At 36.4% G+C, this 13,107-nt stretch carries 12 protein-coding genes; 9 read left to right on the top strand and 3 right to left on the bottom strand.

Features of this window, described 5'->3' with window-relative positions; genetic code table 11:
* Nucleotides 1–286 precede the first annotated feature (286 nt).
* Both K319_RS20450 and K319_RS0113085 read left to right on the top strand, forming a co-directional pair.
* Nucleotides 287–715, top strand: a complete 429-nt coding sequence (locus tag K319_RS20450) for a MauE/DoxX family redox-associated membrane protein (RefSeq protein ID WP_034671743.1) — start codon at nt 287–289, stop codon at nt 713–715.
* 279 nt (nt 716–994) lie between these two features.
* Entirely contained in the window at nt 995–1,303 is a 309-nt protein-coding gene (locus tag K319_RS0113085; protein ID WP_027384002.1) for a hypothetical protein, read from the top strand.
* Between the two features lie 85 nt (nt 1,304–1,388).
* Here K319_RS0113085 and K319_RS20445 read toward each other — a convergent pair whose 3' ends face one another.
* The 3 genes from K319_RS20445 to K319_RS0113070 form a co-directional block, all read right to left on the bottom strand.
* Nucleotides 1,389–2,744, bottom strand: a complete 1,356-nt coding sequence (locus K319_RS20445) for a RagB/SusD family nutrient uptake outer membrane protein (RefSeq protein ID WP_169712672.1) — start codon at nt 2,742–2,744, stop codon at nt 1,389–1,391.
* 117 nt (nt 2,745–2,861) lie between these two features.
* Nucleotides 2,862–6,056 (bottom strand): SusC/RagA family TonB-linked outer membrane protein, encoded by a 3,195-nt coding sequence (locus K319_RS20440; protein WP_051230674.1) that lies wholly within the window; start codon nt 6,054–6,056, stop codon nt 2,862–2,864.
* 94 nt (nt 6,057–6,150) lie between these two features.
* Complete coding sequence (locus K319_RS0113070) at nt 6,151–7,449, bottom strand: TlpA family protein disulfide reductase (RefSeq protein WP_084403446.1); 1,299 nt, start codon at nt 7,447–7,449, stop codon at nt 6,151–6,153.
* A gap of 627 nt (nt 7,450–8,076) precedes the next feature.
* On the opposite strand from K319_RS0113070, the gene K319_RS0113065 reads away from it, so the two are divergent.
* The 7 genes from K319_RS0113065 to K319_RS20435 all read left to right on the top strand — a co-directional run bounded on the left by K319_RS0113065 (nt 8,077) and on the right by K319_RS20435 (nt 13,008).
* Complete coding sequence (locus tag K319_RS0113065) at nt 8,077–8,298, top strand: helix-turn-helix domain-containing protein (protein WP_027384000.1); 222 nt, start codon at nt 8,077–8,079, stop codon at nt 8,296–8,298.
* Nucleotides 8,299–8,417: 119 nt separating this feature from the next.
* A complete protein-coding gene (locus K319_RS21360) occupies nt 8,418–8,594 on the top strand; it encodes a DUF3606 domain-containing protein (RefSeq protein WP_084403445.1) in 177 nt (58 codons plus the stop codon).
* Nucleotides 8,595–9,216: 622 nt separating this feature from the next.
* Nucleotides 9,217–9,975: a GGDEF domain-containing protein gene (locus tag K319_RS0113055; RefSeq protein WP_027383999.1), complete on the top strand. Its 759-nt coding sequence runs from the start codon at nt 9,217–9,219 to the stop codon at nt 9,973–9,975.
* Between the two features lie 3 nt (nt 9,976–9,978).
* Complete coding sequence (locus K319_RS0113050; protein WP_027383998.1) at nt 9,979–10,878, top strand: nucleotidyltransferase domain-containing protein; 900 nt, start codon at nt 9,979–9,981, stop codon at nt 10,876–10,878.
* Between the two features lie 3 nt (nt 10,879–10,881).
* The gene (locus K319_RS0113045) at nt 10,882–11,472 is read left to right on the top strand and encodes a Cap15 family cyclic dinucleotide receptor domain-containing protein (protein WP_027383997.1); all 591 of its coding nucleotides are present in this window, start codon (nt 10,882–10,884) and stop codon (nt 11,470–11,472) included.
* A 15-nt stretch (nt 11,473–11,487) separates the two neighbouring features.
* Nucleotides 11,488–12,498, top strand: coding sequence for a hypothetical protein (locus K319_RS0113040; RefSeq protein ID WP_027383996.1), 1,011 nt, complete (start codon nt 11,488–11,490; stop codon nt 12,496–12,498).
* Nucleotides 12,499–12,741: 243 nt separating this feature from the next.
* On the top strand, nt 12,742–13,008 hold the full coding sequence (locus K319_RS20435; RefSeq protein ID WP_051230672.1) for an integrase core domain-containing protein: 267 nt from the start codon (nt 12,742–12,744) through the stop codon (nt 13,006–13,008).
* Nucleotides 13,009–13,107: the final 99 nt, after the last annotated feature.

Below are 13,107 nucleotides of genomic sequence, written 5' to 3'. Positions count from 1 at the left end.
TGATAATAATTCATAACAATAAGATATACTCAAATTTACTTGAAAAATCTTTTTAAAATCATTTAGAGAAGCCATCGTCCCGATATCAATCACAAAAATAACACAAGTGTTTTGTTTTCAGGTTTTTAAAAACAAAAACAGTGGTAAAAATGTATCATTTGTGACTTATAAAAAGATATATCTTTCCCACCAATACTTTCCAGAACCTTCCTGTCACTGTAATTTAGTCTTCAGAATTCAAGGCGAATAAACCGTAAGAAAAAATTAAAAAAAACTAATAATAATTATGAAAAAGGTCAAACTAATAATCGTAAAATTCATAAGCTACTTTGTTATACTGCTGTTTTGTTATGCAGCTATAACTAAGTTATTGGATTTTGAAAAATTCCAGACCCAGATTTCAGCATCACCTTTGTTGAATGGATTTTCGAAATTCCTGCCTTCCACGATAATCATTGTTGAGTTTCTTATTGCAGGATTGTTATGCTACCGGAAGACCGGAACTACAGGATTGATAGGAAGCTTTATTTTGATGCTCATCTTCACCGGATATACTGCTTTACTGCTAAGTACAAGTAAAAATCTCCCTTGTTCCTGTGGAGGAATTTTGGAGAAAATGAGTTGGCAACAGCATCTGTATTTCAATATGGGTTGTGTCGTTCTTTCTATCATCGCTTTAAGTTTAAATCTAAAATACAGCAGGCCTGCTGAATAAGTATGTTACCGTAATTATTTACGGATGATCGATCGTGACTGGATTTGTAATTAATGTTCAACCTTAAAATTAGACAGCCGAAAGCTGTTTAACAACCCGAAACTTTAAAATGATTTTATTAACAACAATTTGTCAGGAAATACGAAAATGCGGTATGTGGTACGGCAAGTTTAAAACTATGGGTACAATGAGTAATTTTTACGGGTTCATCCGTAATTTCCGGGCAAGTTTCTAAAGTTTTTATGGTAATCTTTTTTGATCTATAAAAAGACCGGAATTATGAAACTTAATCAAATTTTGAAAGCCAATGCGGTAGCTATTGCTGCCGTGATATTCTCAGGGGCTGTGATGTCCTTTAAAGTGATGGAGAAAAAAGCGGCTACAACGTATTTCTATAACAACTCGAGTATTGCCTCCGGAGCATTTTCTAATCCCTCACACTGGCAAACCACCAATCTTTCAGGGTGTGAAGATGAGGGAGAAAGACCTTGTAGTATTGTGGTTCCCGACGGGCAAACCCTGAATGATGTTTTGGATGGAAAAAGCAATGCGCAGGTTCTATCTATGAGTTCTGGTCGCAAGCCATAATTATTGTTGACAATAAATGAGGAATAAATCGAAGGCTGGCACTTGCCAGCCTTCTTTTATAGATCTTATTCTATTGCTTTCGTCTTTATCTTGGATTCTGAGGCATTCCGCTTAGCGTTATAATTTCTTCAGGGATGGCTATTGCATACCGAAGGTCATTCGGAGGCAACGTATAAGTTTGTCCTTTGACCGTTCTTGTTAACGTAATATTAGCCCCGTCCCGGTTATACCGCTTAAGATCTGCCCAGCGAATTCCCCTGAACAACAGTTCCTTGCATCTTTCCTTTTTGATGATCGATAAGGCTTCTTGCTTTGAGCTGGCTGTAAACGGAATATAGGTTCCGTTTTTCCATCTCTTGATAAGGAGACTGTTTAGCATCATCATAGAATTGGCGATGTCGTTCGTTTGGGCATAGGATTCTGCTGCGATCAGGTACAATTCGTCCACTGTAACACTTGTCATTTTCCCTGAGGAGCCTCCGGTATAATTGCCCTTAAAAGAAATATCACCGTTAGCATTTACTGTGAAATAAGCGGACTTTCTGATGTCATTAGAATGATAACTCTGATAAAGCGTATCAGTCACTTTAGCTGCTGCAAAGCGTACGGGTGCTGAGATCCGCATAGTTGTCCGCAGCAAAACTTCAACATTCATATTTTTGATGGGGTATGATTCTGTTACGTTCAGTGTATTGAAATCCAAGAGCGTATTTTGATAGCTCAACGCCTGCAAGGCATAGGCTAGGGATTTCTGATAATCGCCCATAAAGAGATAAGTCCTTGCAAGGTATGCTAATGCCGTAATTTTAGATGGTCTGCTGGCAGCAACCTGTTTGACCGGCAAAAGATCCACAGCTTCATGCAGGTCTTTCAGGATCTGATCATAGGTTTGTTTCACTGTAGAACGCTGGGAGGGAATATTCATATCCGGATCCAAACGAAGCGGAAGTCCCAGATCTGTTGAAGCCTTAGCATTGCTGTAGGCAGGACACCAGATCTGCGCCGCATCGAGATAGCGTATCGCTCTCATTGCCAATGCCTGGCCTCTTACGTTTTCGGCTCCCGGAATGGCGTAGCTGTCCAGATTATTGAGGACAACATTAGAAATATAAATACCTTTGTACGTATAATACCAATCATTGCCAGCACCCTGACTGGCGGACACATGATCTTTCTGCCAGGTGTACAATCTTTTATCCTCATGATATTCCATAGCTTCAAAATCGGCATCCGACAAATAGAGTTCATCACAGGAAGCCAGTCCGCTGGATGCAAAATTGATCATCACATCAGAAAGGCGATCCATCAATGCCTGATTATCTTCAAGGCTCACAGGCACGGCGAGTGTCGAATCAGACCTTTCATCCAGAAAACGGTTACAGCCTGTCAGTATCATCAATACAGATAATAATCCTAATGTTATTTTAAATGACTTTTTCATATGCAGATATTTATTGTTTTTCAAAGGACATATTTTATCGCCCATCTTCATTGTTGTTGGTTAGCAAGCTTATTAATGGCGATTTCATAATATAATAAGTAATGTTAGGTCAAAGATTTAGAAATTTGCACGTAATCCAATGGTATACACGGAGGGTGGTTTCAATCCGTTGCCACCCAGGTTAAAATCCGGATCGATTCCACTTTTATTGGCTTTCCACAACAGACCGAGGTCACTGAGGTTTACAAATAAACTGAGATCTTTGAACATTCTCGGTCCCAAAAAATGTTTATTGAAACGATAGTTGAGATTGATGTATTGCAAACGGATGTGGTCTGCCTTTTCCACCAGCACGCTCGAACCATTGTAAAAAGCATCCCTGTTGGCGTTGCTCTGTAAAGTATTGGAAGGAACATCCGTTAATGCTTCATCACCTTCTTTCTGCCATCGGTCGGCAAAATCACTATGTCCCGTCCAGCTCCTGTATAAGTTGGTATAGTTTATTGAACTTCTTCTGAAGTAGTATCCCAATTTAAATACAATACCGATATCGAGACTGAAATTCTGATAGCCCACAGAGTTGATGAACGAGCCATATGCCGTGGGTAGAGCTGAACCAAAAAACACCAGGTCATTGACCGATGTTCCTGCGCCTATAAGCGCCGAATAGTCCTTGCTTACTGCGCCATTAAGATAGCCTCTGGGATCTCCCGTTTTGGGGTCCAGTCCCGCCCATTGGTAAGCGAATATGGAATACACCGGTTTTCCTTCAATTCCTGAAATCGGTACGGAAGATCCATTGCCGATAAATTGATTGGCCATTGGATTCAGCAGATAATATTTTGTTATCTTATCGTGATAAATGCTGAAGTTGAGAATCGTGTTCCATTGAATGACCTTATCAATGTTGAGTGTTTTGAGGACTATATCCATTCCTTTTCCTTTGATCTCTGCCACATTGGAACGCATATAATCAATACCTGTGGTGTAGTCCATCTGCGCAGGGCCAAAGAGATTGGTCCCCTTCTTCATAAAATATTCCACGGAGCCGCTGACCCTGTTGTTCCGGGATGAAAAGTCGAGACCCATGTTAACCATACTTGAGGTTTCCCATCGAAGGTTTGGATTGTAATAATTGTCGATTCGGGCCATTGGTGTTCCTGTGTAAACTGAGTTATCCAGGTCGTAGGCAATTGTACTTACTGCCACCATTGCAGGATCGATATTCCCATTATAGCCGAAAGAACCTCTTAGCTTCAGGGTCGGAAGCCAGGCTATCTTGTAGAAATTTTCTTTGGAAATATCCCATAAGGAACCTACCGACCAGAAAGGGTTCCACTGATCGTTCGTTTTAAGCCCGAACAGGTTGCTGGCATCCCTTCGGAAACTTGCGGAAACCGTATATCTGTTATCGAAGGTATAGGCTGCATTGGCATAAAGGGAAACAAAACGGGTGGTACGTTTTCCCAGAGACTGGTTTCGCTGTATGAAATCAGTGCTGCCTGTGGGAAGCAGCGGGTATTGATGGGCATAATCTACGGCGCCGGAGGTCATCCGTTCCTCATCAAATCCATAATAGCGGCTGTAATTGTATGTCCTGACGGCATCACGGCTTTCACCTCCTGCTATGGCGGAGATGTTATGCCTGTTCCATTGCCCGTTGTAGCTGAGCTGCCCTCTGATATTGTTGATGGTGGTCAAAGAAGCGGATTGGTCTAAAATACCTCCTTTGGGAACAATGAACGTTACATTGCCGTTATTGATCTGTGCAAAACTATTGACGTAGTTCCTCGCGTAGTAACTCTGGGCATTATGCAAATTATCAGAATTGTCATTCAAACGTTGATGCTGGTATTTTACATCTGCTTCCAGTCCTTTCCATATTTTATAATTGATGCCAGCGTTGACCATCACTTCCGAGGCTTTGGTTTTTATCCCATCATTCTGCCAGTCCGTCAGAGGATAATAATTCCAGTCATTCAGCTTTCCCTTTTCAAAGCTGTCCTTGTAGTTCTGGTTATAATCTTTGTACACAACCAGGGGACGGCCGTTCTCATCTGCCAGCTTCATATAGGGAACGAACGAGTTTCTTCCCATTATGATCCCGCCATAGGCAGTACGCCCGCTTTTAGTAGTAGTTTCCGTATAATAAAGACTGCTGGTGAGCGATAATTTATTTAGTGGTTTCCATACATTCTGGAAACGCAGATTCATCCTGTTATAGTCTTCCCCGAGATTGCCAGTATTATCATCATAACCCAATGCAGTGCTCCATAAAAATGCGGGAGCTCCCCCCGTAATCCCTACGTAGTATTGTCTTTTTTCCGAAGGCGTGTACATATAGCGGCGGAACTGTTCTTTGGCGTCAATGTTCTTTAGTTGCTGAATCTGACGATCAGCTTCATCGGAAGAGATCAATCCGTTTTTTGCTTTATTCAACAGATCGACCACAGGTGACAGGACAGGATGAGAGGAAGAGTTGATATCACTGTTATAAAAGCCTTTTTGAAATAATCCTTTTTCGACCTCTATAAAATCGGAAGATGACATTGTTTTCAGATAGCCAAAATCAGGCTTGGGGCTAAAGCTTGTATTGAAATTGAATTCCACTTTGACAGGCTGATTGAATTTTCCTGTTTTTGTAGTAATGACAATCACCCCATTGGCGGCTCTTGCGCCCCATATACTGGCTGCTGAGGCATCTTTCAGTACCGTGATGTTTTCCACCATATTGGGATTGATATTACTGATGTCGCCTTCATAGGGAAAATTATCGACCACGATCAAAGGGGATTTAGGGCCGTTGATGGTACTGAGCCCTCTGACCATCAGCTGGGGACTTCCGGAACGTCCCCGCTCCAGGAAAACACCTCCGGCAACATTGGCAAGCCTGTCGGGTATATTGGTACTGACCTGTTGATTAAGCAGTTTATTATCCGTGAATGTAAAGGAACCGGTAGCTCTTTCCTTGGGGATCTTCTGGTAACCGGTGGAGATATTCACTTCCTGAATGTCATTCACTTTGTACGAAAGAACAATTCTCAGCGGTGTATTAAGTGGTAATGCTACATCAAGCGATACAGATTTGTAGCCGCTGTGCGAAATATTCAGGGTGACCTTTTCCCCATTCGCAGGAAGTTTGAAAAAGCCATTTTTATCAGTGATTGTAACAGTTTTTAAATTTAGAATATTGATCGTTGCTCCCGAAAGCGGAAGCGAATTTTCTTCAGTGATCACATAACCTGAAACAGTGTGCTGTGCCGTGAGTGACAGCGTACAGCATAGCAATAGCGGGATGTATAGTTTCTTCATAGTTAAAAATTACAGTTTGATTAATTGTTTAGTTTTTGAAATGAGATAAGGGAATGCTTTTCCTTATTACTATTCTCTTTAGTATATCCGGGAGCTAATTTTTCAATTTGTCCCTTATGACCAGCATATCGATTTCACGCTCTTCTTCCTGTAGATCCAGGTCATATTTTGAAAGCGTTCTCCTGATAGAAGGTACATCCGAGATCGCACCCATTGTCAGGTCTACATTGCCCGTGATTCCTGTATCATCCACTATTGGTAAGGAAACCGTGGGAATGGCATTCAGGTTATTGACTAATTTATAGAGTGAAGCATTTTTCAAGGTCGTTCCTGTCATTGAGAATGAAAAACGAGTTGGACCTCCTTTGGTCTTTAGCTTATCTACGGATGATGTCCTTTTTAGTACCAGACATCTAACCTTCCTTTTTTCGATCGTAGCGCTATAATCTGCATACTCGCTGATATTTTTCAGCATTAACGGATAGAGCGAATCTGCCTTGGATAGCGGAACAATGTACTCATAGCTGTAGAGATTGCCATCTTCTACGGATCCGTCAGCCTTTTTGATGTAGTCCAGTAATGTTGGGTTTTGGACTTCAACAATTCTTCGTTTCTCGCTAAAGGATTCTTTACGCATCTGAAATATCTCATCGGCAAGCGTGGAAAAGATCTCAAGAAGGGAAAGATTGGTAAACTGTCTTCCGTATATCTGATTACCCGATCTTCGAAAAGCTGAGCCAAAGCCCATTCCCCGTATTCTTCCTTTCGCGAAAAGGGAATAATTGATCATTGACAAACCTTTTTCACGGTCAAAATCTTCGGAGAGCATCAGGGGTCTTTCCCTGCTCATCTGGATGACGGTCTGAAGACCGGAACTTTCCCCGCCTAAGACCTTACTGATGGTATTTTCATTGACCTGGGCACCGTCTGTTGTGCTGAGTAGCTTTCCATCTTTGATCCATACAACATAGGGAACGCCCTGATGCGGAAACAAGGGATGAAAGAGCTGGTCTCCTGCTACGGAGACAACATTATTGAAACGCTGACCGTTTTTGGAGGTAAAGAACTTTTCAAGGGTCTGGCGGTCCTGGTTGCTTACTGCCAGGATCTTTACTTTATCCCCGAACTGTTCCTTAAGCTGTTCCATTTTGGGAAACGCTTTCAGGCAGGCACTACACCAGGTGTTCCAGAAGTCAAGCAGGATGAGTTTGTTCCTATCCTCAGAAAGGTCTAAGGTTTTTTGTGGATGGTTGACCACCTGAAAAGAAGTTGTCCAGAAGCTATCTGGAAGAAATTCTCCAACTTTAATAGATTTATTCTGGGCAAAGGAAATTGTGGCCACCCAAAGGGTAAAAACAAGGGACAGGATTCTCCTGCAAAAGATATTTTTCATACTTTTGAATAGGTTTTTAATAATTATTAATCACTGATTATGCTCTTTCCGTTTGGTCGCCAAACTCTTGCGGAAAGGGCTTTTTCTTTTCTAATGGTTACTGTAAATTATCTGTGTCTTATATCTGTTTTAGTTGTTGCTTGAAATGATATGCTTGAGAGGAGGCATCCTTTGCGGAGGTAAACCTCCTGCCCAAACAATCATAAAAAAATTAATATAAATGAAATTGTTTCCCGTGAAAGCTGTAAGCCGCAATGAGTTGTACACCTCATTGTATTGTGTCTTATGATACTGTATTTTGAAAGCAGCTTAGATTTGTAGAAATAGCGGACAGCATAGGTAATAAAAACGGCGTGGAACTCTACATTATCAGCTTTTGAGGCACTGGTATACCGAGAGACAGACAAGAGAGCCCACGCCTAGGTCGTGAGCTTAAAAACTTATCCTCTTGTCTCAATTAAAAATTACCAGTTTTCAAAAGCAAGATTCTAAGCAATAGCTTCTATTATTTTGTTGAAGTATCGCAAAGTTACATTTCAGTAACTTGTTTTACAAATATAGCAAAAATATTGACAATTCGGATTTAAGTCCGAATTATTTAGTAAAATATCACTTTTATTTGTTTACATGAAAATTGCAAATAGAAAGATTGTTGAATTTATAAGGGATAAATGGGTTATTCCTTTGAACAATAATAGTCAATTTGCAACTGAAAACAATATTGATGAGAAGACAGTAAGAAGAATTAGAGAAGATGAAACTTACCAAGTTAGTTTAATTACTATAATGAGAATATGTGAGGCTAAAAATATTAAATTATCCAAATTCTTTGAAATGGTTGGTCTTTAAAATAGATTAAAAATAAAAAAATCCTGACGAGAGTTAGGATTTTTTTATTTTACGGAAAACCGTAATGATATAATATTATACATCTTTACATTTACTTTACTAACCAAAAATTATTTATTATGAGCGACGATTTAAGTAATAGAAGACCTCAAGATGCAAGTAAAGTAAATGTGAACGAAACTTGGGAACTGGAATACTGGTCAAAAAAGTTTGGTGTAACCAAAGAGAAGTTGCAAGAAGCAGTTGAGGCTGTTGGAACTTCTGCTGCTGCGGCACAGAAGTATCTTGGGAAATAGTGAGTTTTTAATTTAATTAATGAATCCTGACGAAAGGTAGGATTTATTATTGCAGATTATACAAACCTTTTAAAATAATTAAAAAAATTAGTAAAAATACTGAGTGGAAACTTTGTAACGTTTTTTATTTTTGTTTTTTACGGAAAACCGTAATTATCCAATATTAAAAATATTTATTATTGTTAATAACGAAAATTATTTAATCTCTTTTTAGATATGAATATTTATTCAGAATTACATTTGTTTGACAAGTAATGAGAAATTGTGTAGACCTATTAAGAAAAATGAAACCAAAATGAATAATAAAAAAAAATATGCTAACATAGTAGTAGTTTTGTAAAACTGTTTGAAAAGGAAAAAATATACCTAATAAAATAATATACTGTTTTGCAAAACATTAAAAATTATATTTTATTGAAAGAAATAAACTTATATATAAAGTAAATTTTTGCGAGTCTAAAAAAGGATAATTTGAAGAGGTTTTTTAATTCCGAAGGGCTTTCTCCTAAAAAGTCGAGATAAATGATCACAATTGAATAAAATAATTAATTTCTCATCATTGAATTTTTTTTTAAAAAAATTGATTGCATTAATATACTTTTTAAATACAACACGACATACAATGAAATATATAATAGACTCATTTTCCAAGTTTAAAAAAGATGTTCTTTCAAGAGTTTTTTACGATGTACTAAAATATATCTTTCTTACATTCATTCTGGTGATCGTTCTAAAATATATACCATATATAAAAGAAAAACTTGAATTAGAAATTTCACTCACTTTTTGGACAGTTACAATTCTGTCATTGGTAATAGCACTGGCTTGTTTTACATTTTCATTTGTACTTTTTAATAATAGGTTCAAATCAATACAAGCAAAAAACCAAATTGATGAATTAACTGGTCTAAAAAATTATAAAGCATTAGAAAATGACTTAGAAAATTTAGAAAAAGGTAGAGAAAGTAAAGAAGAACGAATTTCTATTATTCTGTTTGATATAGATGATTTTAAAAAATTTAACGATAAGAATAGCTATGAGGTCGCTGACAAAATTCTAACAAAACTTGGAGATCTTTTAGCAAAGGATAGTCGAATAACGGATGAAACGTACAGATATTTTATGCGGGGCGATGAATTTTTAATTATTGCAAGACAAACATCATTATATAATGCTCAAGTTGCAGCAGATAGAAAGAGAAAACTTATTGCTAATTCTTCATTTGATATAGATGAAAATCATTTTAAGCTTACTGTTTCTTGTGGCGTAACTGAATTTAATAAGGGGGAATTGAAAATTGATGTATTAAATAGAGTTAGTAAAGCTTTGCAAAATGCTAAGAAGAAACAAAATAAAAATTGCACAGAAATAATAGTTTAAGATATGGCAAAATATTCCGAAGATACATTAACTAGTTGGACTAAACCACCAAGTGAAACAGAACAGACAAAGCTTGAGAACTCAGAAAGAATGGTTCGAGAAGCCATTAATGATGACCCAAAACTTAAAACAAAATCTACTGAAACTTTTGGTCAGGGTTCTTATGCGAATGATACCAATGTAAAGCTTAATAGTGACATTGATATTAATGTTAGATATACTGGTGGGTTTTACTTCGAATTACCAGAAAACACAACAGAAACAGACATTGGTCTAGATAAACTTGGTTCTACTGCATATACTTTCAAGGAGTTTAAGGATGATGTTGAAAATGCCTTAGTAAGAAAATTTGGAAGAAGCGAAGTGGTCAGAAATGACAAATGCATAACAATTAAAGAAAATACTTATAGAATACAGACTGATGTTGTTCCCACATGGAATTATAGACGCTATAATAAAAATGGAACCTTTGTTCTCGGAGCTAAATTTTTTCCTGACAACTCAGCTTGGGGAATTGTAAATTTTCCAAAGCAACATATTGAAAATGCGATAAATAAAAATTCAAATACTTCTAGAAGATTTAAACGATTGACTAGACTCCATCGAAAAGTTCGATACAAAATGATTGATGATGGAATAAAAGTAAGTGACAACATCACATCCTTTTTGCTTGAATGCTTAGTATGGAATACACCAAACCAAATTATGAATGAATATGACAGTTGGACAGAAAGATTAAAGCAATCAATAATTTATATTTACCAACAAACTACGGAGGATAGCACTTGCAAAGAATGGGGTGAAGTTTCTGAATTACTTTATCTATTTTACAGTGGTAGAAAGTGGTCAAGGTCAGACGTAAATGAATATATGGTTCAGCTTTGGAATTATTTAGAATTTTAGATTATGGTTAAACACAATATAAGAATTTTTGCATTTGCGATTTTATGGCTTGCATTTATTGTATATGCTATAATTTTTGTATCAACACAAAATTTAGATAGTATTGATTTTCAAAAGGCTATAACACATATATCTACGACAATTTCTATAAATATAGTTATATGGATGATATTTATAACCTGGGCTTGGAAATGGAAAATATTTTATCCTTGGCTTGTCCCTTTTCCTAATTTATCTGGAAATTGGGTAGGAACAGTTAAATCAAACTGGAAAGAAAAGCAACTTGAACCAATCCCGATTGAAATTTCAATAATTCAAAATTTCTTTAATATTCAAGTAAAAATTAAAACTAATGAAAGCCGTAGCTACAGTATAGGAGCATCATTTGATATTGATACTGAGCGCGGATTTCAACAACTATTTTATTCCTATTTAAACACTCCTAAATCTGGAGTAAGAGAAAGAAGCGAAATGCATTATGGCTCTACAATTTTGAACTTTGACGGTTTTAAAGTTGAAAAAATGGACGGTGAATATTGGACCGATAGAGAAACAACGGGTGAAATAACTTTAGAAAAAAAGAACAACTTATAAAATTGAAACTGTCTTATGAATATAAATGAATTATTAAATTCACTTAGTAAAGTTAATAATAAAGTTAATTCTTCATTATTTAGTTCCTCATTATCTTTACAACTTCAGGAATTATCTCAAAAAACTACTTTAAGTTTAAGCGCGCAAACTATGGCAGCATTTATGCCAATGTCTGAAGTATTCAAGAGTTATCAATTTAACGGACTTTTAGAGAGTCAAAAAAAAATGATGAATAGTCTTTCAGCGTTCAGTTCAATATCTTCAATATTACAACAAATTGCAGCTCCAAAAATTCCAGATTCGACAGTTATCGCATTGCAAGGAATTACTAGTTTACAAAGTATTCAATATTTTGAAACTTTAAAATCAATACAAAATGCAACATCCGTTTCTAAGCTTATCAATCCAACTTTGGAGATGCAAAAAATTGGAAATATAAATATAGCTTTTAATTCTCTTACTGCAAGACTAACACAACTAGCCTCAAATAATAATGAATGGGAAATATTAGAAGATTACCAAAGTTTTGTAAGTGAAGCACTCGAATTTTCAGATAATATAATTGAAAATACTGAAGAACAATTAGAAACATTTAACTTATTGTTCGATAAATTCACATTTTACTACGATAAACATAAGCAATCTGGTGCAATTATCCTTAAATTTTTTGAAATATTAATGATGTTTACAGCGATGCATCAATATTACGATTTTATACAAACTAAGCCTGAAATGGCCACAAAAAAAGATGTTATCGAATTAAAACAAGTGCAACAAAAAACTTTAGAATATGTAAAAAAAATAGAAAGTCATAGAGAGAAAAATATTGAAGAACAAAAGTTAATTCATACATCTAAAGTACTTTTGAAGCCCAACAAAAGAGCGAGCATAATTAATGAACTTCCTAAAAATTATTTTGTTGAGGTTTGGAAAAAGCAACCAACTTGGATTTTAATAAAATATATAGATCCAAAAGATGGAGTTCCGCAAATGGGATGGATTTTAAGAGATAATATAGAGTTTTAAAAGTGACTACAAAAATATGGCATTGATTTATAATAGAACAATTTTCAATAATATCTGTTTCAATTTGCTATTAAATTTTATAAATTCATTTCAGATTGGGGTACGGAATTTTTTAATTACTCCTTCCAATATGAGCTGCAAGAACATTTTATAAAATACAGACCCATAAAGCCCAGATCCCCCTCATCTAAATGGTAAAGTAGAAAGAACCAACAGACTAGCAAATCCGAATTCTGGTCGCTAGTGGATCTATCTAATCCAGATCTTGATTTAAATGCTTTAGCTATTGAATGGCAGGAGTTTTACAATAAGAAAAGACCACACTCTTCTTTGAAAGGAAAAACGCCTTGGGAAAAATTACAGTCTTTGGAACATCTCATCCCTATTCAGCCTGATGTTACTGCAAAATTTTGGGACGCAAATGAAGAAATATTGGCCAGAAATTATACTTACTTAAGTTACATAAGACAAAAAAATATTAATTTATTCTCAAAGCCTAAGAGGAAGTAGCCCTGCTGGGGAGCAACCTACCAGCAATAGGCTTTTAGATATACGAAAAGGGAGACCCAAAAAGGTCTCCTCTTTTTATTTCCGGTATCTTCTATAACT

Source organism: Epilithonimonas caeni DSM 17710 (assembly GCF_000426465.1).
Classification (GTDB): Bacteria; Bacteroidota; Bacteroidia; order Flavobacteriales; family Weeksellaceae; genus Epilithonimonas; species Epilithonimonas caeni.
Note: the sequence above shows the minus strand (reverse complement) of the source record. Positions and strands in the feature narration are given on the sequence as shown.

Coding starts and splice junctions, on each gene's coding strand:
- K319_RS0113050 (WP_027383998.1), top strand. CDS start 9,979: ATGGCAAAATATTCCGAAGATACATTAACTAGTTGGACTAAACCACCA.
- K319_RS0113085 (WP_027384002.1), top strand. CDS start 995: ATGAAACTTAATCAAATTTTGAAAGCCAATGCGGTAGCTATTGCTGCC.
- K319_RS0113070 (WP_084403446.1), bottom strand. CDS start 7,449: ATGAAAAATATCTTTTGCAGGAGAATCCTGTCCCTTGTTTTTACCCTT.
- K319_RS20450 (WP_034671743.1), top strand. CDS start 287: ATGAAAAAGGTCAAACTAATAATCGTAAAATTCATAAGCTACTTTGTT.
- K319_RS0113055 (WP_027383999.1), top strand. CDS start 9,217: ATGAAATATATAATAGACTCATTTTCCAAGTTTAAAAAAGATGTTCTT.
- K319_RS0113045 (WP_027383997.1), top strand. CDS start 10,882: ATGGTTAAACACAATATAAGAATTTTTGCATTTGCGATTTTATGGCTT.
- K319_RS0113065 (WP_027384000.1), top strand. CDS start 8,077: ATGAAAATTGCAAATAGAAAGATTGTTGAATTTATAAGGGATAAATGG.
- K319_RS20440 (WP_051230674.1), bottom strand. CDS start 6,056: ATGAAGAAACTATACATCCCGCTATTGCTATGCTGTACGCTGTCACTC.
- K319_RS0113040 (WP_027383996.1), top strand. CDS start 11,488: ATGAATATAAATGAATTATTAAATTCACTTAGTAAAGTTAATAATAAA.
- K319_RS21360 (WP_084403445.1), top strand. CDS start 8,418: ATGAGCGACGATTTAAGTAATAGAAGACCTCAAGATGCAAGTAAAGTA.
- K319_RS20445 (WP_169712672.1), bottom strand. CDS start 2,744: ATGAAAAAGTCATTTAAAATAACATTAGGATTATTATCTGTATTGATG.